This window comes from Streptomyces sp. TS71-3, assembly GCF_018327685.1.
In the GTDB taxonomy this organism is placed as follows: Bacteria; Actinomycetota; Actinomycetes; order Streptomycetales; family Streptomycetaceae; genus Streptomyces.
Genome location: NZ_BNEL01000001.1, coordinates 2,007,260 through 2,025,800 on the forward strand (window position 1 = coordinate 2,007,260; position 18,541 = coordinate 2,025,800).

The 18,541-nt window shown below is 70.0% G+C and carries 15 protein-coding genes; 8 read left to right on the forward strand and 7 right to left on the reverse strand.

The window, feature by feature from the left end:
* Window positions 1-39 precede the first annotated feature (39 nt).
* Both Sm713_RS08280 and pta read right to left on the reverse strand, forming a co-directional pair.
* Window positions 40-1,269, reverse strand: coding sequence for an acetate kinase (locus Sm713_RS08280; RefSeq protein WP_212909002.1), 1,230 nt, complete (start codon window positions 1,267-1,269; stop codon window positions 40-42).
* Between the two features lie 148 nt (window positions 1,270-1,417).
* On the reverse strand, window positions 1,418-3,490 hold the full coding sequence (gene pta / locus Sm713_RS08285; protein WP_212909003.1) for a phosphate acetyltransferase: 2,073 nt from the start codon (window positions 3,488-3,490) through the stop codon (window positions 1,418-1,420).
* A gap of 366 nt (window positions 3,491-3,856) precedes the next feature.
* On the opposite strand from pta, the gene Sm713_RS08290 reads away from it, so the two are divergent.
* The 4 genes from Sm713_RS08290 (at window position 3,857) to Sm713_RS08305 (ending at window position 7,645) form a co-directional block, all read left to right on the forward strand.
* The gene (locus Sm713_RS08290; protein WP_212909004.1) at window positions 3,857-4,882 is read left to right on the forward strand and encodes a 6-phosphofructokinase; all 1,026 of its coding nucleotides are present in this window, start codon (window positions 3,857-3,859) and stop codon (window positions 4,880-4,882) included.
* A gap of 643 nt (window positions 4,883-5,525) precedes the next feature.
* Entirely contained in the window at window positions 5,526-6,365 is an 840-nt protein-coding gene (locus Sm713_RS08295) for a TIGR03619 family F420-dependent LLM class oxidoreductase (RefSeq protein WP_249416166.1), read from the forward strand.
* A 144-nt stretch (window positions 6,366-6,509) separates the two neighbouring features.
* Window positions 6,510-7,376 carry a helix-turn-helix transcriptional regulator gene (locus Sm713_RS08300; protein WP_212909006.1) on the forward strand — a complete coding sequence of 289 codons (867 nt, stop codon included), beginning with the start codon at window positions 6,510-6,512 and terminating at the stop codon, window positions 7,374-7,376.
* Window positions 7,373-7,645 carry a DUF397 domain-containing protein gene (locus Sm713_RS08305; protein WP_212909007.1) on the forward strand — a complete coding sequence of 91 codons (273 nt, stop codon included), beginning with the start codon at window positions 7,373-7,375 and terminating at the stop codon, window positions 7,643-7,645. The genes Sm713_RS08300 and Sm713_RS08305 overlap by 4 nt, the downstream gene beginning before the upstream one ends.
* On the opposite strand, the gene Sm713_RS08310 is transcribed toward Sm713_RS08305, so the two are convergent.
* From Sm713_RS08310 to Sm713_RS08320, 3 genes are read right to left on the reverse strand one after another with little or no spacing between them, the layout of a single operon-like run.
* Window positions 7,635-8,561, reverse strand: a complete 927-nt coding sequence (locus Sm713_RS08310) for a carbohydrate ABC transporter permease (RefSeq protein WP_212909008.1) — start codon at window positions 8,559-8,561, stop codon at window positions 7,635-7,637. The two genes, Sm713_RS08305 and Sm713_RS08310, sit on opposite strands and share 11 nt — an antisense overlap.
* A gap of 5 nt (window positions 8,562-8,566) precedes the next feature.
* Window positions 8,567-9,469: a carbohydrate ABC transporter permease gene (locus tag Sm713_RS08315; RefSeq protein WP_374195970.1), complete on the reverse strand. Its 903-nt coding sequence runs from the start codon at window positions 9,467-9,469 to the stop codon at window positions 8,567-8,569.
* Window positions 9,466-10,833: an extracellular solute-binding protein gene (locus Sm713_RS08320; protein ID WP_374195971.1), complete on the reverse strand. Its 1,368-nt coding sequence runs from the start codon at window positions 10,831-10,833 to the stop codon at window positions 9,466-9,468. Before Sm713_RS08320 ends, Sm713_RS08315 begins: the two co-directional genes overlap by 4 nt.
* Window positions 10,834-11,124: 291 nt before the next feature.
* Between Sm713_RS08320 and Sm713_RS08325 the strand changes: the two genes are divergently transcribed.
* The 4 genes from Sm713_RS08325 to Sm713_RS08340 all read left to right on the forward strand — a co-directional run bounded on the left by Sm713_RS08325 (window position 11,125) and on the right by Sm713_RS08340 (window position 15,689).
* The gene (locus Sm713_RS08325; protein WP_249416168.1) at window positions 11,125-12,486 is read left to right on the forward strand and encodes a cation:dicarboxylate symporter family transporter; all 1,362 of its coding nucleotides are present in this window, start codon (window positions 11,125-11,127) and stop codon (window positions 12,484-12,486) included.
* Between the two features lie 417 nt (window positions 12,487-12,903).
* Entirely contained in the window at window positions 12,904-13,878 is a 975-nt protein-coding gene (locus tag Sm713_RS08330) for an FAD-dependent oxidoreductase (protein WP_212909010.1), read from the forward strand.
* Window positions 13,879-14,055: 177 nt separating this feature from the next.
* Window positions 14,056-14,814, forward strand: a complete 759-nt coding sequence (locus Sm713_RS08335) for a peptidoglycan-binding protein (protein ID WP_212909011.1) — start codon at window positions 14,056-14,058, stop codon at window positions 14,812-14,814.
* The gene (locus tag Sm713_RS08340; RefSeq protein ID WP_212909012.1) at window positions 14,811-15,689 is read left to right on the forward strand and encodes an XRE family transcriptional regulator; all 879 of its coding nucleotides are present in this window, start codon (window positions 14,811-14,813) and stop codon (window positions 15,687-15,689) included. Before Sm713_RS08335 ends, Sm713_RS08340 begins: the two co-directional genes overlap by 4 nt.
* A 15-nt stretch (window positions 15,690-15,704) precedes the next feature.
* Here the strand turns inward: Sm713_RS08340 and Sm713_RS08345 are convergent, their stop codons facing one another.
* Window positions 15,705-17,783, reverse strand: a complete 2,079-nt coding sequence (locus Sm713_RS08345; RefSeq protein ID WP_212909013.1) for a DUF6571 family protein — start codon at window positions 17,781-17,783, stop codon at window positions 15,705-15,707.
* Window positions 17,783-18,226, reverse strand: coding sequence for a hypothetical protein (locus Sm713_RS08350; protein WP_212909014.1), 444 nt, complete (start codon window positions 18,224-18,226; stop codon window positions 17,783-17,785). Before Sm713_RS08350 ends, Sm713_RS08345 begins: the two co-directional genes overlap by 1 nt.
* Window positions 18,227-18,541 lie beyond the last annotated feature (315 nt).

Here is an 18,541-nt window from a genome sequence, read left to right on the forward strand (position 1 = left end):
CGGAAACCACGGAAACTCACGGAAAGTCTTCGGATGTCTTCAGGGCTTTACCAGTGTGTATGTCTGGTTCGCGATCTCCATTTCCTCGTCGGTGGGCACCACCGCCACGGCGACCCGCGAGCCGGACGGTGAGATCAGGCGTGCCGCACCGCTCCGTGCGGCGTTGCGCTCCGCGTCCACGGCCAGGCCCAGCCCCTGAAGGCCCGCCACGACGGCCTCGCGCACCTCGGCGGAGTTCTCCCCGACGCCCGCCGTGAACACGAGCGCGTCCAGCCGGCCGAGCACGGCGAAATAGGCACCGACGTATTTCCGCAGCCGGTGCACGTAGATGTCGAAGGCGAGCCGGGCGTCGGCGTCCCCGTCCGCCATGCGGCGCTGGATCTCCCGCATGTCGTTGTCGCCGCAGAGCCCGAGCAGCCCGCTCTTCTTGTTCAGCAATTCGTCGACCTCGTCCGCGGACATTCCACCGACCCGCATCAGATGGAAGATGACCGCCGGGTCGATGTCTCCTGATCGCGTACCCATGACGAGACCCTCCAAGGGCGTGAGCCCCATGGACGTCTCCACGGAGCGCCCGCCCCGCACGGCCGCCGCGGAGGCGCCGTTGCCGAGGTGCAGCACGATCACGTCGACGTCCTCGGGGGCCTTGCCCAGCAGGGCGGCGGTGGCCCGGGAGACGTACGCGTGGGAGGTGCCGTGGAAGCCGTAGCGGCGCACGCGGTGGGCGTCGGCGGTCTCCACGTCGATCGCGTACCGGGCCGCGGCCGCCGGGATGGTGGTGTGGAAGGCGGTGTCGAAGACGGCGACCTGCGGAAGGTCGGGGCGCAGTTCCATGGCCGTGCGGATGCCCTGGAGGTTCGCCGGGTTGTGCAGCGGCGCAAGCGGCACCAGCCGCTCGATCTCGGCGAGCACGCTCTCGTCGACGACCGCGGGCCTGGTGAAGGACTGCCCGCCGTGCACCACCCGGTGCCCGATGGCCGCGAGCCGGGGCGAGTCGAGCCCGAGGCCGTCCGCGGACAGCTCCCCGCCCGCGGCCTCCAGCGCGGCCCGGTGGTCGGCGATCCGCTCCTCGCGCTCCCGGCGCTCGCCGCCCTCACCCGGGGTGTGCACGACACGTCCCGTTCTCTCCCCGATCCGCTCGATCAGGCCGGTGGCCAGCCGCCGCCCGCCGGTCATGTCGATCAGCTGGTACTTCAGCGAGGACGAACCGGAGTTGAGCACGAGGACCTGGTCGGGCCTGTCGTTGCCGGCGGGGGGCGTTGCGTTCACGGGCGGTGCGCCTTCTGGGACGGGGGACGGGGGACGGGGACGGGTGTCGGGGAGGAGCGTCGCGTGCGGGCGGGAACGGAGCCCGGGGCGGGCCCGTCCCGAGCGCGGGCGCCGCGACCGGGACCCGGGCGCGGTGGCCCGGCGGCGCTCACTCGGACTGCTGCGCCTGGATCGCCGTGATGGCGACCGTGTTGACGATGTCGCCGACCAGGGCGCCCCGCGAGAGGTCGTTGACGGGCTTGCGCAGCCCCTGGAGGACCGGGCCGACGGCGACGGCGCCCGCGGAGCGCTGGACGGCCTTGTAGGTGTTGTTGCCGGTGTTGAGGTCCGGGAAGATCAGCACGTTCGCGCGGCCCGCGACCTCGGACAGCGGCAGCTTCGCCGCCGCCACCGTAGGCTCCACCGCCGCGTCGTACTGGATCGGCCCCTCCGTGCTCAGGTCGGGCCGCCGCGCGTGCACCAGCTCGGTGGCCGCCCGCACCTTGTCGACGTCCGCGCCGGTCCCGGAGGTGCCGGTGGAGTACGACAGCATCGCGATCCGCGGCTCCACCCCGAACCGCTCGGCGGTGGCCGCCGACTGGATGGCGATGTCGGCGAGCTGCTCGGCGTCCGGGTCCGGGTTCACCGCGCAGTCGCCGTAGACGAGCACGGTGTCCGCCAGGCACATGAAGAACACCGAGGAGACGATCGAGGCGTCCGGGCGGGTCTTGATGATCTCGAACGCCGGCCGGATGGTCGCCGCGGTGGAGTGCACGGACCCGGAGACCATGCCGTCCGCGAAGCCCTGCTCGACCATCAGGGTGCCGAAGTAGTTCACGTCCGCCACCACGTCGTACGCCAGCTCCTTGCTGACACCCCGGTGGGCGCGCAGCTGCGCGTACCGCTCGGCGAACCGCTCGCGCAGGTCGGACGTGGCCGGGTCGACGAGCCGGGCGTCCGCGAGGTCGATGCCGAGGTCGGCGGCGCGCTTGCGGATCTGGTCCAGGGGGCCGAGCAGCGTCAGCTCGCAGACCCCGCGGCGCAGCAGCACCTCCGCGGCGCGCAGGATGCGCTCCTCGGTGCCCTCCGGCAGCACCACCCGGCGGGGGACCGCGCGCGCCTGCTCCAGCAGCCGGTTCTCGAACATCATCGGGGTGACGCGGGTGCTGCTGGGCGCGGAGATCAGGTCGAGCAGCGCGCCGCCGTCGGTGAACCGCTCGAAGAGCCCGAGGGCGGTCTCCGCCTTGCGGGGCGTGGCCGCGCTCAGCTTGCCCTCCAGCACCTGGAGCCGGGTGGCGGTCGGGAAGGTGTTGCCTTCCACCGATATCACCGGCGTGCCGGGGGCGAGCCGGGCCGCCAGCGCCAGGATCTCCTTGCCGGGCCGCTCGCCCAGCGTGAGCAGCACCCCCGCGATGGGCGGCGTGCTCGCGCTGTGCGCCGCGAGCGCCCCGACCACCAGGTCGGCCCGGTCGCCCGGGGTGACGACGAGGCAGCCTGGCGTGAGCGCGGCGAGCAGGTTCGGCAGCATCGCGCCGCCGATCACGAAGTCCATGGCGTCCCGGGACAGGCCCCCCTCGTCGCCGAGCAGCACGGTGCCGTCCAGCGCCTGGCCGATCTGCGCCACCGTGGGCGCGGCGAGCGACGGCTCGTCCGGCAGCACGTGGCACGGCACCGGAAGGCGCTCGGCGAGCTCCGCGGCGACCGCGTCCCGGTCCGAGGCCGCCACCCGGTTCACGTACACCGCGGCGATCTCGCAGCCGAGGCTCTGGTAGGCCCTGAACGCGTTGCGGGCCTCCGCCGCCACGGATCCGTCGGCCTGCCCCCGGCCGCCGACCACGGTCAGCACGGGCGCCCCGAACTCGTTGGCAAGACGGGCGTTGAGGGCCAGCTCGTCGGGGAGCTGGGTGTCCGCGTAGTCGGTGCCCAGCACCAGCACGGCCTCGTAGTCCCGGGCCACCTCGGTGAAGCGCTCGACGAGCCGGGAGACCAGCTCGTCGGTGCCCAGCTCGGCCTGGACGGCGGACGCTTCCCGGTAGTCCATGCCGAAGGCGGTGGCCGGGTCCTGCGCCAGGCGGTAGCGGACCCGCAGCAGGTCGAAGAGGCGGTCGGGGGCCTCGTGCAGCAGCGGCCGGAAGACCCCCACGCGGTCCACCCGCCGGGTCAGCAACTCCATGACCCCCAGCTCGACGACCTGCCGGCCGTCGCCGCGTTCGATCCCGGTCACGTACACGCTGCGCGTCACGCGAGCTCTCCGTTTCCCCGGCCCTCATCGGCCGTTCTCTGGCTGTCTGGCTGCCCTGGAACCGTCCCACCGGGCCACTCGGTGACGCCCCCGGTTCGCGGAGTCGTCACCGGACGGACCCGCCCGTGTCGCCCGCGGGGGACAGAGTTCACACGAGAACGGGGTGGTGGCTCCGGCGGGGGCGTGGCCGCATGCTGCACGAGCCGTTGTGAGCAAACGCCCCCTTGACAATATCGTGCCAGATGAGTAGGGGACCCGGTGGCAAGGTTCTGCCGGTACCGGGCGGATCCGGCGTACGTCACTTGCAGGACGTGAAACAATCGGATCGACACACGAACGGACGCAGGGAGCAGGAGAGACAGCACGATGCGTATCGGAGTTCTCACCGCCGGCGGCGACTGTCCGGGCCTGAACGCAGTGATCCGGTCGATCGTGCACCGCGCCGTGGTGCACTACGGCGACGAGGTGATCGGCTTCGGGGACGGCTTCGCCGGCCTGCTGGAGAGCCGCTACCGGACGCTCGACCTGGACGACGTCAGCGGCATCCTCGCCCGCGGCGGCACCGTCCTCGGCTCCTCGCGCCTCGCCCGCGACCGGTTCCGCGCGGCCTGTGAGAACGCCCGGCAGATGGCCACCGAGATCGGCTTCGACGTGCTGATCCCGATCGGCGGCGAGGGCACCCTGACCGCCGCGCGGATGCTCTCCGACGCCGGCCTGCCCGTCGTGGGCGTGCCCAAGACCATCGACAACGACATCTCGTCCACCGACCGCACCTTCGGCTTCGACACCGCGGTCGGCGTCGCCACCGAGGCCATGGACCGGCTGAAGACCACCGCCGAGTCCCACCAGCGCGTGATGGTCGTCGAGGTCATGGGCCGGCACGCGGGCTGGATCGCCCTGGAGTCCGGCATGGCCGGCGGCGCGCACGGCATCTGCCTGCCCGAGCGGCCCTTCGACCCGGCCCACCTGGTCAAGATGGTCGAGGAGCGGTTCGACCGGGGCAAGAAGTTCGCGGTCATCTGCGTCGCCGAGGGCGCCCACCCCGTCGAGGGCACGATGGACTACGAGAAGGGCGAGATCGACCAGTACGGTCACGAGCGCTTCCAGGGCATCGGCACGGCCCTCGCCTTCGAGCTGGCCCGCCGCCTCGGCAAGGAGGCCAAGCCGGTCATCCTCGGCCACGTGCAGCGCGGCGGCACCCCCACGGCGTACGACAGGGTACTCGCCACCCGCTTCGGTTGGCACGCGGTGGAGGCCGCGCACCGGGGCGACTACGGCCGCATGACGGCGCTGCGCGGCACGGACATCGTGATGGTGCGGCTTGCTGACGCGGTGACCGAGCTGAAGACCGTGCCGGTCGATCGCATGGACGAGACGGAATCGGTGTTCTGACCGTCACCCCCCTCCGCCTGCGGCGGGCTGCCGGGGCCGAGCCCCCTGCGGTCTCCTCCGCGGCCTCCGGCCGGTGGGGTTGTTCGCGCCGCTGATCGGGGCGCAGCCACGTCTTTCAGGGTCCGATATGTGGGCGGAGGAACCGAGCAGCTGGCGGCGGATGCGGATGCCGCAACCATCGATCGAGGGCCCCAGGCGGTGACCTCCGGGCGCGGTTCACCTGACCGAACCATCGCAACAAGAAGCACTTGGTCAAGCTCTGCCCGAGGCCGGCCTGTCAAAGTACGCCGCACCCTGGGCTTGCTGTGCGACGCGATCCGCGAGGGGCTTCTGACGATTCCGCTGGTGTCCGCACTGGCAGACGATCTACTCAAGAGCCGGTACCGTCTCCCTTTCGAGCCAGGTGGCTTTGCCGAATGGTGCGATCGGGAGAGGCTCTTCTGAAGCGGCCTGTGCGCGGTGCCGCACGGCTGGATCGGAGCGAGAAAACTGCCGCGTGGCGCTGACCAGGAAAATCAGCACCGCACGACTACGCTCGGTCAGGCATATACCCTGGTCAGGCCAGGGAAGGCGGACGGGGAACGGCGGACGCGTCCCTCGGGAGGCGGTGCTTGACTCGATGGCCCCACGGCTGGGTGTGAACATGCCCAACTTCGGTCCCGGCACCAGCCGGGCACGGCTCGCGGACTGGGCCGACCTCACGGAGGACCTCGGCTACGACCTGCTGATGACGTCGGACCACCTGGTCATCACGCCGGACGTGGCGGAGCAGTACCCCGCCCCCTTCTTCGAGCCGCTGACGACGCTCGCCTGGCTCGCCGGCCGCAACGAGCGGCTGGTGCTGGGCACGACGGTCCTGATACTGCCCTACCGCCACCCGCTCCAGGTGGCACGCGTTGCGGCCAACCTGGCTGAGCTGTCCGGGGGCCGTTTCGTCCTCGGCGTCGGCATCGGCTGGGCCAAGCAGGAGTTCGCCGTGCTGGGCGTCGACCACGGCCGCCGAGGGGCGCTGAGCGACGAGTACCTGGCCACGATCCGCCGCACCTGGCGCGAGACCCCGGAGTTCCGGGACGGCGCCCGCGTCCCGGTCTGGGTGGGCGGCAACAGCGCCGCCGGCCGGCGCCGGGCCGTGCGGTTCGGTGACGCCTGGCATCCGATCAACCTGCCGTTGGACGGCCTGCGCCACGGTCTGGACGCGCTCAGGCAGGCCGCGGACCAGGAGGACCGCCCGATGCCCGCCTTCGCGCCCCGCCTGGCGCTGCGCATCACCGACCGCCCGGTGGACGGCGCCGACCGCCCCGCCGGCACCGGCACCGAGGACCAGGTCCGGGACGACCTCGTGGAGCTGACCAGGCTCGGCGCCGAGAGCATCGTCTTCGACACCTTCACCGGTGACATGGCGGAGATCGCCGACCCCCAGCCGGCCTGGCGGCAGCTACGTGCCATCGCCGGGCTCCGCGGCGCCCTGACGGCCGGTTCCTGACACCGCGCGCCCGGCGCGTACCTCCCGTCCGCGTACGCGGGCGGCCGTCGGACCGTACGCGATGTCTTTCGTGACCCTCTTCCACGCGGAGCTGTTAATAACACAGCACTGGATGTGTTCCGTGGACACGGGAGGGAGTCGGCGATGACCGAGGAGACCGGCGAGACGGGGAGTTCGGGCGGGTCGGGTGGTTCGGGTTACGTCGAGCCCGAGCCGTCGGACAGCCTGCGGACCTTCGGGGCGGTGGTCCAGGGGTTACGCGAGCACGCGGGGCTCAGCCGGGCCGAGTTCGGGGAACGGGTGCGGTTCTCCAAGCACACGGTGGCATCCATCGAGCAGGGGCGGCGGATGCCCGACCCCGACTTCGTCGAGCTGGCGGAGGACGCGACCGGTAACACGGGTGCGTTGCGGCGCGGGGCGCAGCATATTTGCCGGAAGCCGGGGTTGGCGGCGTGGTTCCGGCTCTGGGCACGCATGGAGGCTGAGGCGATCAGTCTGTATACGTACGAGTGCCGGGTGGTTCCTGGGCTGTTGCAGACTGCGGCATACGCAAGGGCGCTGTTCCGGAACCAGGTTCCGGCGCTGGACGATGACCAGATCGAGGCTCAGTTGACTGCGCGACTGGAGCGACAAGCCCTTCTCCGGGGGCGAACGAACACAGCGTTCGGCTTCATCGTCGAAGAGCACCTATTGCAACGGCACACGGGCGGTCGAGAGGTGACGCGAGATCTGATCGATCACATCCTGGAGATCAGCAAGTTGCGGCACATTGAGATCCAGGTCATGCCCGTGCATTGTGAGACTCATGCTGGCCTCGACGGCCCCATGCAACTGCTGGAGACTCCGGACCATCGGTGGTTCGCCTACAACGAGGGCCAACGTGGCGGCTTGCTCATCTCCGATCCCAAAGAGATCAGTGTGCTTCAGAAGCGATACGCGAGGATGCGCTCACAGGCCCTCAGCCTGGAGGATTCTGTACGTCTACTGGAGCAGATGAAGGGAGCGCTGTGAGCGCCACCGGACTGAGCTGGTACAAGTCCACCTACAGCAGCAGCGGAGACGGCGACTGCGTCGAAGTCGCCCTCACTTGGCACAAGTCCACATACAGCAGCGGCGGTGACGGCGACTGCCTGGAGATAGCCACCTGCCCCACCACCGTCCACATCCGCGACTCGAAGGACAAGCGGGGCCCCCACCTCACCCTCACCCCCACGGCGTGGGAGACCTTCCTCCCGTACGCCGCAGGGGTGGCCGGAGGCACCGGCAGCGTCAACCCTTGACCGCACCGCCGAGTGCGAAACCGCCGCCGAGCCGCCGTGCGATCAGCACGTACAGCAGGATCACCGGCACCGAGTACAGCATCGAGAACGCGGCGAGCTGGCCGTAGACGACCTGGCCGTGGTTGCCGAAGAAGGTGAAGATCGAGACGGAGGCGGGGAGCTGGTCCGGGGTGAGCAGCAGCATGAAGGGGACGAAGAAGTTGCCCCACATCATGATGAAGCTGTAGATCGTCACGACGGTCAGCCCCGGACCCATCAGCGGCAGCACCACCCGCATCAGGGTCTGGAGCCCGGACGCACCGTCCGTCCAGGCGGCCTCCTCCAGCACCATCGGCACGCCGTCCATGAAGTTCTTCATGAGCCAGATGGCGAACGGCAGTTGGGAGGCGGCGAGGAAGAACGCCGTGCCGGACATCGTGTCGATCAGGTTCACCTGCACGAAGAGCCCGTAGACAGGCACCATCACGGCGGTGATCGGCAGGCAGGTGGAGAACAGGATCGTCAGCATGTACGGGCGGGCGAACCGGCTGCGGTAGCGGGAGAGCGGATACGCGGCGAGGGCCGCGCAGACCACCGTCAGCAGCGTCGCGCCGCCGCACAGGATCAGGCTGTTCAGCATCGGCGTGAAGGTGATCTCGTCCGTCAGCACCGCCGAGAAGTTCCCGAACGACGGCGACGAGGGCAGCTTGACCCGCAGGCCCGCCTGGGTGTCGACGGACGAGAGCACCAGCCAGATCAGCGGCAGCGCGAAGGCCACCGCGACGACCAGCAGCGCGACCGTCGCGGCGATCCTGGCGCGGGTCTCCTGGCGGACCGGAGTCGTCCGGCGGACACGCGCGGGACGGGGGGACGGCGTGGCGCCCGGCGGTCGCTCGGGGGTCGCGACGGGCGCGGGGGACGCGGAGGAACGGGACACGGTACTCACACCTCCGCTCGGACGAGACGCAGGTACACGGCCGAGAACAGCGCCCCGACCACCAGCAGCACCAGCGCGATGGCGGTGCCGTAGCCGATCAGGCTCTTGTTGAACGCCTCGTCGTACATCATCACCGGCAGCGTGGTGGACCGGGTGCCGGGACCGCCGCGCGTCATGCCCCAGACCAGGCCGAAGACGGAGAGGGTCTGGAGCGTGTTCAGCATCAGGTTGGTGCCGATGGACCTGCTGATCATCGGCAGCGTGACGTGCCAGATCCGCTGCCAGCCACGCGCGCCGTCCACCTCCGCGGCCTCGGTGATCTCCTGCGGCACGTCGTTGAGCGCCGCCGAGTAGATCAGCATGGAGAAGGCGGTGCCCCGCCAGACGTTGGCGAAGGACACCGCCATGATCGGCAGCGTGAACAGCCAGTTCTGGGAGGGCAGGTGGAGCCAGTCCAGGATGACGTTGAGCGTGCCCTCGCGGCGGAAGAAGGCGTACAGCAGGAACGCGGCCACGATCTCCGGCAGCACCCAGGCCGTGATGACCAGGGCGCCGGTGAGCGTGCGCACCCACTTCACCGACTTCCGCATCAGCCCGGCGAGCACCAGGCCCAGGGTGTTCTGGCCGACGATCGAGGAGATGACGGTGAAGACCAGCGTCAGCCAGACCGCGTTGCGGAACTCCGCGTCGGAGAAGGCGCGCTTGAAGTTGTCGAACCCGACGAAGCTGGTGTGCGAGGACCCGGTGAGCTGCATGTCGGTGAACGCCGCGTACACGCAGTAGGCGATCGGGGCCGCGAGGAACAGCAGGAGCATGGCCGTCGCCGGTGTGATGGGCAGCCAGCGGAGCAGCGGCGGTGCGCCCCGCCGGATCGTTCTTCCGGCGGGGCTGGGTAGCGCGCGGCTCACGGCTTGGCCGCCACGGCGCCCTGGGTGATGTCCTTGAGCTGGTCGTCGTAGTTCTTCGCGGCACCGGCGGGAGTGGCGTCACCCGTCGTGACGGACTCCAGGGCCTCGCCGACCGCCTCGGACACCTGCGGGTAGACGGAGAGCGCGGGCCGGTAGTGGGTGTACTTCACGAGCCCCGTGAAGAAGTCGATGCCGGGCATGGACGACGTGTACTCCTGGTTCGCCGCCACGTCCTTGCGGACCGAGATCCCCGCGTCGACGACGCACCAGTGCGCGGCGTTCTTCGTCGTCTGCATGTCCTTGATGAAGTCGAACGCGAGGTCGGGGTTGGATGCCTTCTGCGGGATCGACCAGGCCCAGCCGCCGGACATGGACACCTTGCCGGGCGCCTGGCCGTTCTGGGTGGGCATCGGGGCCTGCCCCAGGGTCGTCTTCCAGGCCGGCCACGGGTGGGCTCCGGTGGGAAGCCACTGCTGGCCGAGCCAGGAGCCGTCCAGCGCGATGGCGAGCTTGCCGTCGGGAAGCCACTCGTTGACGACGGTGGTGTTGACGTTGGGGTCCAGCGCGTCGGAGACGTCGGGGCCCAGCTTCTCGCCGTAGACCGTCTTCACGAACTGCAGGGCGTCCTTGAACCCCTTGCTGCCCGTGACCCACTTCTTCGACGCGGTGTCGTACATCGGGGCCTTGCCGTCGCCGGTGCCGAACAGCAGCATCTCGAAGCCCTGCATCGTCGAGACCTCGCCGGGGGCCTTGCCGGTGTAGACGTTCAGCGGGATGACGCCGGGCACCTTCTTCTTGATGGTGCGGGCCGCGGTGAGGAGGTCGTTCCAGTTCTTCGGCTGCCAGTTCGCGGGCAGCCCCGCCTTGGCGAAGATCTTCTTGTTGAACCACAGGCCGCGGGTGTCGGTGCCGTCGGGGACGCCGTACGTCTTGCCGTCCTGCGCCTTCGCGGCGGTCTTGGCCGTGTCGACGAACTGGTCCCACGTGTTCCACTTGGCGAGATAGTCGTCGAGCGGCTTCAGATAGCCGGCACCGATGTCCGAGTTGATCCGGAAGGTGTCCTCGTAGACGATGTCCGGCGCGGTCTTCGGCGAGCGCATCATCTGCTGCGCCTTGGTGGCGTAGTCGTTGTCCTGCGCCTGGATCGGGATGAGCTGGACCTTCTTGCCCGGATGGGCCTTCTCGAACTCCTTCTTCATCTGCTGAAGGAACTGGTCCTTGAAGCGCACCTTGTTGTCGGTGCTGCGGTTGTAGGCGATCTTGACCGTATCCGGATCGCTGCCTGAACTTCCGCCGCAGGCGCTGAGAGAGCCGGCGCTGAGCAGCACGGCGAGGGCGATGGCGGAGCGAGCTGTGGGGCGCACGGGCACAACCTCCTGCGTGGCCGGAACCATCCTGGTCGCCACGGGTGTGGCGCGGTGGCTGCCCGGTGAACGTAAGGCGCTGTCCTGAGCATGGTCAATGGTCGTGCATGTACACGATCGGGCACTGTGTCAAGTTGTTATCGGCCGTGGACCGCCCGTTCGAGCCACGCGCGAGAGGGTCACAATCACTTCGAGCGCGGACTAAATGAAGCGTGAACGAAATGAACGGAAGGGTGACCGTCCTCCCGGCCTGGGGGATAGTCACCGGCACAATCGTCAAGGAGGCACCCCGTGACCGCTCCTCAGGTGGCGCCGGCCGCCCGTCGGGACAGAACCCACTACCTCTACCTGGCCGTCATCGTCGCCGTGGTGATCGGCATCATCGTCGGCTTCGCCGCGCCGGACTTCGCCAAGGACCTGAAGCCGCTGGGCACCGGCTTCGTGAACCTGATCACGATGATGATCTCCCCGGTCATCTTCTGCACCATCGTGCTGGGCGTCGGCTCGATCCGTAAGGCCTCCAAGGTCGGTGCGGTGGGCGGCCTCGCGCTCGCCTACTTCCTCGTGATGTCGACGGTGGCGCTCGCGCTCGGCCTGATCGTCGGCAACATCCTGGAGCCGGGCAGCGGACTCCACCTCACCGAGGCCGCACGGCACGCCGGCGCGGCGCAGGCCGAGGGCGCGTCCTCGTCCACCACGGACTTCCTGCTGGGGATCATCCCGACCACCCTGGTCTCGGCGTTCACCGAGGGCGAGGTGCTCCAGACGCTGCTGGTGGCGCTGCTCGTCGGCTTCGCGCTCCAGGCGCTGGGCGGCGCGGGGCAGCCGATCCTCACCGGTATCGCGCACATCCAGCGGCTCGTCTTCCGCGTGCTCGCGATGATCATGTGGGTGGCGCCGGTGGGCGCGTTCGGCGCCATGGCGGCGGTGGTCGGCGAGACCGGCGTGGACGCGCTGAAGTCCCTCGCCGTGATCATGATCGGCTTCTACATCACCTGCATCATCTTCGTCTTCGTCGTGCTGGGCACGATCCTGCGCCTGATAGCCGGGATCAACATATGGAAGCTGCTCAGCTACCTCGCCCGCGAGTTCCTGCTGATCCTCTCCACGTCGTCGTCCGAGTCGGCGCTGCCGCGCCTGATCGCGAAGATGGAGCACCTGGGCATCAGCCGCCCGGTCGTCGGCATCACCGTGCCGACGGGCTACTCCTTCAACCTGGACGGCACCGCGATCTACCTGACGATGGCGTCGCTGTTCGTCGCCAACGCGATGGACAAGCCGCTGAGTGCCGGTGAGCAGATCTCCCTGCTGGTCTTCATGGTGATCGCGTCCAAGGGCGCGGCGGGCGTGACCGGCGCGGGGCTCGCCACGCTGGCGGGCGGGCTCCAGTCCCACCGGCCCGAACTGCTCGACGGCGTCGGCCTGATCGTCGGCATCGACCGCTTCATGAGCGAGGCGCGCGCCCTCACGAACTTCGCGGGCAACGCGGTGGCGGCGGTACTCGTCGGGACGTGGACCAAGGAGATCGACAAGGCTCGCGTCGAGCGGGTTCTTGCCGGGGAGATTCCGTTCGACGAGAAGACGCTCCTCGATGAGGGTGAGCGTCCCTCGGAGCAGCCGGAGGACGGGGCACCGGTACCGGCACCCCGCTAGGCGCGGGGGCGCTGTCGGTGCCGGCCGGCCCGGCCTGCCCAGGGGCGCGGGGAAATGCGACCTTGCAGGTCGTCACCGGCCGGGAGGGGCTGGTTCTGTCGTGTCCGGACCACCGGCCGCTGGTGGTTGCTCGCGCCCGCGCGGCGGAGCCGCACATCGATACAGTCCCGCGCCCCTTGAGAAGTTGGGCTGCGCCCCGGCCTGCTCAGGGGGCGCGGGGAACTGCGCGGCCAGCCAGGACGATGCGGTCAGGTCGTCACCGTCCCGAGGAGGCAGCTGCTGTCGTGTCCGGACCACCGGTGGGTGGATGGCTGCTCGCGCAGTTCCCCGCGCCCCCAAAAAAAAGCGGGCTGCGCCCGCCAGGGGCGCGGGGGAGCATGGTCGTACCGGGGTCGAGACGCGAAGTGGGTGGTGCGGGTGGGCACGAAGCGGGTCCGGGTCGTCGGCGCGGGGGTCGTGGGCCTCAGCGTGGCCCACGAACTGGCCACCCGGGGCCACGCCGTGACGGTGGTCGCCGACCGGACGGCGGAGGCGAGCGTGTCCGGGGTCGCCGGCGGCCTGTGGTTCCCGCACGACAGCGGGGCATCGCCGGCCCTCGGCGCCTGGCTGGACACGTCCCTCAGGCGCTTCGAGGAGCTGTCCACGGACCCCGGCACGGGCGTCGACCTCCGCTGGGGCACCGTGGTGGAACGCCGCCCGGACGTGGACCGTTCGTGGACCGAGTCCGTCCGGGAGCACCGGGAGGCGACCGCGGGCGAACTTCCCCCGGGCGCGCTGGCCGGCGTGCGGGCGAGCGTCCCCGTCGTCTCCATGCCCCTCTACCTGCCGTGGCTCCGGCAGCGCTGCACGGCGCTCGGCGTCCGGTTCACCACCCGCTCCGTGGACTCCCTCGACGACCTCGCCGACCTGGACGACCTGGACGACGGTGCCGAACTGGCCGTCGTCGCCGCAGGACTCCGTTCCGGGGCCCTCCTCGGCGACGACTCGGTGTATCCGGTGCGCGGCCAGATCCTCCGCCTCGCCGCCGACCCCGCGATCACCGAGTGGATCACGGACGACGACCACCCCGGCGGCGGCCTCACGTACGTCATCCCCCGCCGGGACGACGTCATATGCGGCGGAACGTCGGACCCCGGGGCCTGGGACACCGAACCGGACCCCGCGACGGAGCGGGAGATCCTGCGCCGCGTCGGCGACCTGGTCCCCGAGCTGGCCGGCCGGCCCGTCCTCTCCCGCGCCGCCGGGCTCAGGCCCGCCCGCGACGCCATCCGCCTGGAGCACGTGCCCGGCCACGCGATCGACGTGATCGCCTGCTACGGCCAGGGCGGGGCGGGCGTCACCCTGTCCTGGGGATGCGCAGGTGCGGTCGCCGAACTCGCCGACCGCACCTGAGCGAGGCGCGGGGCCCCGGGCCGGAGCCTGCCGCGGGTATCCGAACAGCACGGTGGGTAACCAACCGGAGAGCACGCGGCAGACGACCGCCGCAACCGGAGTGCGAAAGCCGGGTGTCTGACAAGCGATGAGGTGGATACTGCTGCCTCCGATGGATCGACGCGTGTGGGGTGGAACATGTCGCGTTGGAAGGACTTGCCGGATTCGCTCGACGAGAGCGGCGTGCAACTGGTCGTGCAACTACGCCGGTTGAAGGACCGCGGCGGGCTGAGCCTGTCGTCTCTGGCGTCCAAGACCGGCTACAGCCGCTCCTCCTGGGAGCGTTACCTGAACGGCAAGGCGCTGCCGCCGCGCCAGGCGGTGGAGGAACTGGCCCGCGTGGGCGGTACCGACCCGACCCGGCTCCTCGTGCTCCACGAAGTGGCCGCCGAGGCGTGGCGCGGGAGCGCCGAGGCGGCGCATGAGGACCAGGAGGCGGACAGACGGGAGCGGCGGCGCGTACGCCCGAAGGTGCTGGCCGGCGTCGGCGCGGCCGTGGTGGTCATCGCGGTGCTCGCCGGGCTGCTGGTCGTGCGGCCCTGGGGCGACGGAGGCGGTGAGGGCAAGGCCGCGGCCGGACCGGCCCCCAGCGCCTCCGCCGCCCGCGGTGCCTTCGCCTTCCATGCGGGGAAGACCTATCCCTGTGCCGTGAAGCGGAAGAACGGGCTCCTGTACGCCGGTTACAGCACCACCCGCACCGCGATCCTGACGGGACTGCCCACATGGGACGTCGTGGAGGCCCAGTGCCTGCTGAAGCACCACGGCTTCGACCCGGGCGCCGCGGACGGCGCCGTCGGTGACCTCACCAAGCGGGCCGTCCGGCGGCTCCAGCAGAAGGCCCACCTGCCGGACGACGGCATCGTGGGGCCGCAGACCTGGCAGGTGCTGCGACGGTGACGAGCACCCCGCAGGGGGCCCCCGGTCCCGCCTGCACAAGGCTGGCCGGGAGCCTGCGTGAACTCAGGGGGCGTACGGGCCTGAGCATGGCCGCCCTGGCCGAACGCACCCCGTACAGCAAGTCCTCCTGGGAGCGGTATCTCAACGGCAAACTGCTCGCTCCGCGGAGCGCCGTGGAGGCGCTCTGCCGCCTGGCGGACGAGCCGCCGGGACGCCTCGTGGCACTGTGGGAGCTGGCCGATCTGGAGTGGAGCGGCCGGTCCCAGGGCGCCACGCGCCCCCTCGCCGGAACGGTGGGCGCGCAGCCGGACGACGCCAGGCAGGGCCGCCGCGGCGAGCGGGGTGATCATGACACCTCTGGGGATCGGGACCCCCGCGGCTCGGGAAGCGGCCGGTGGGGGCGGCGGCAGTGGGCCGTCGCCGCTGCCGTCTGCGTGGTCGGCGTCGCGGCGGCGGTGTGGGCGGCGACCCTGCCCGGCACCGGGGACGAGCGGCCGACCGCGGGCACCACGCACACCGCGGCGCCCGCAGTCGGATGTCACGCTCAGGGGTGCGCCGGGAAAGAACCGGGCACGATGGGCTGCGGCAGCGCCGTGCGCGACCTCGGAGCCTCGCGCAGGATGTCGACCGGGGCCTGGGTGGAGATCAGGTACAACGCGGCGTGCGGCGCCGCGTGGGCACGGATGTGGCACACGACGATCGGTGACCGACTCGTGGTGTCGGCCCCGGGCAGCAAGCCGCAGCGGGCCGAGGTCACCGACCGTATCGACGCGGGGGACTACGTCTTCACGTACATGGTCGACGCCGACGACCGCGCCCACGTCCGGGCCTGCTTCGAGCCGGCCCGGGGTGGCGAGGAGTGCTTCCACGGCTGAGCGGGCCACGGCCGGTCAGCCGCTCTTGCCCCATCCCTTGTTGACGTCCCAGTTGCTGTCGTTCGCCGCACCGTTCATCTCGTTCAGTGCCATGTGGTGGTCCAGGCGGCCGGGGAACCTCTTGTCCCAGACTTCCCAGAGCTTGTCCATCTCGTGCTCACGGCCCTTGAAGGTGTCGTGGACCTGCGAGGCCTCACGACCGTCGATCTTCGCCTGCTCGTCCTTCTGCCAGGCGTCGATGACGTCGCCGCCGAGCGTGGACACGGTGTTGCCGCCCTGGGGCAGCAAGTCGCTTACGACCGAGACGCCCAGCGGGGCGCCGTACTGCGCCACCCAGGACGGATCCGGCTTGTCGGTCCCGATGGCCAGGTCCCGGCTCTGCTCCAGGAACCCGAGAGTGGCCCCGGCACGTTGAAGCGCCTCATCCGGCTTCGGGTAGTGACTGGTGCTGATGTCGCCGGCGACGATCCTGCCTATCCCGTCGTTGAGCAGGTGATAGGCCCCGCCGTCACGCGAGACCTGCTTGGTGAGCTCTCGCAGGTCGTCCCGGTTCAGCAGGTCGGAGCCGTCGGTGTCGCTCAGTGCGCTGGCCGTGTGGAAGAACTCCGTGCCGTGGTTGACGAACACCTTCGCCAGGTCGTCGCGGAGTTCCGGGTGCATGCCGTCGCCGGCCCTGGCGAGGACGGACATGGAGTGTTCGAGTGCCTGGCGGTTGGCCGGGGTGTGCGGGACGGCGTGTGCGTTCGGCTCGTTGGGGTTCATGCCGGTGGTGGCGGCCATCATGGCGCGGCCCGTGGCTTCGAGGGTCTGGTTGCCGTCGTGCGGGTTGTCCGGGGTGGTGTCGAACACGGGGCGGTCCCTGAGTACCCATTCGGCGTTGTCGTGCGGCTGCTTCTCGTTGAAGAAGTTCGCGGCCTCGTCGGGACTGCGGGACATGGCCTGCATGAGGCCCGCCATCGGGTCGCGGCCGTTGTCCTCGCCGATGAAGTTCATCGTGTACGGCATGCGCCCGCCCAGGGTCGCGTTCCAGACCATGTCCGGCCGACCGGGTATATGGGTCAGGGCGTCCGGCTTCTTCTCCATCGTGACCAGCGCATTGCCGTACTTGTCGAGGAACTGGTCGTTCCAGTTCCCCTCCCGCATCAGGTTGCTCATCAGCTGGAAGCCGTACATGGTGCCGCGCTTGGTGTCGTACGTCCGCGGTCCCGAGTTCACCATGTCTTCCTCCCACTTCTGCATGGCGGGGGAGTCGGACTGCGTGGCGCCGGCCAGCACCATGCCCAGGTTCTTCTGGAGCTCGCCGAACTGGCCGTGTCGGGTCTGCTGGAGCCGTCCGTGGTCCGAGGGGTCCGAGATGTCGGCCCAGAAGTCCATGAGTCCCCTCGGGCCGAGGCTCTCGGCGAACTTCTCCTGGAACAGCGGGTCGTTCTGGTACTTCGTCAGGATCTTGTTGAGCTCGTCGAACTCCGCGGGAGACATGTCGTCTCCCTTCTTCTTCATCAGGTTGGCGTACCTCTCGGCGTCCTTGATGGCGTCCGCCGCCTCCTTGAGGTGATCGTAGGAGGCACTGGAGAAGCCGTACGGCTTCTGCTTCATCAGTTCGTCGAGGACCTTCGCCGCGGAGCTGTCGCTCTCGTTGGCCTTGTTCAGGATGCCCTGGAGGAGCCTGAGCATGGCCTGGAGGTCTTCCTCGTGGTACGAGCCACCGGCGGGACCGCTGGGGCCGGACTGCTTCCCGGTGACGATGATCTGGCTGCCGGAGCACGACACGTACAGGTTCTGCCGGTCGGCGTCGTCCAGCGCGGTGTGCAGCTGCTTCTGGTAGGAGACCAGTTCGTGGTAGGCGTCCCTGAGGACGTTGTGGACGGTGGTGGCCTCCGTGTGGGCGTCGGTGAACTCCTTCGCCGTCTTGCCGATGAACTCCTTGGAGACGGAGGCGTTCACGCCCTTCCAGTCCGCCCGGTCCGCCTGGCCCTTCATGCCCTGCTTGGCGTCCTTCTCCAGCTCCGACAGCTTCGTCCCCATCTGGTCCCAGTCGTCGACCGCGTCGCCGAGAGTCGCGAACGTGGCGTCCCTGAGGTCGTAGAGGTCCATCAGTGCTTCGCCCCCTCGTCGGTGAAGCCCTTGTCGAGCGTGGAGATGCTGCTGAGCTGCCCGCCGATGAACTGGTCGTTGCCGCTGTGGACCTTGCCCGTGTAGTCCAGGTGGTTGGAGATCTGAGCGCACGCGTCCAGGAGGGTCCTGAGCTGCTTGCCCCACTCGGCCTGCGTCGTCGACAGCGCGGCGCCGAGCTGGAGGTTGTGGGCCTTCAGGTCCCCGGCCGCCTTCTCGGTGGTCGCGTCGGCGTACTTGCCGTCCCTGCCGAGGCGGTCCCAGAGCTTGTAGGCCCGGTCACCGACAGCGGCCAGGTCCTTCTGGCTCACCTGGAGGTCGCCGCCTGCCGACGGATTGTCGCCCGGCGTGGAGTTCAGCTCCATCCGTGCCGAGTGCTTCTCGGCGGCCGCCGCCTTGAGCTGTTCCCACTCGTCCCACGCCACTGGTGACGCCTCCTGACGGTTCTCGTGTCCTTCACCGCTGCTCACGCGCGACGGCCGCGGACCCGGCCGCTCGCGCCGCACCACCGGCCGAGCCTTCGATCCGTTCCCCGGCGACGGATCGAAGGCGCCGATGCGGCGGCAGCGGGCCCCTCCCCCCGGGGATCCTCCGGCGGCCCGCCGCCTTCCGCTCCGACAGGTTCGCCCGCCGGCGGCGGCCTCGCAGCAGTGCTGGCGCGATTGGGCAGACCGTGGGACGTCCCATGCTCTGAGCTGCGGAGACGGTTCGTGAAACGGGACGTGGTGGGACGCCGGAGC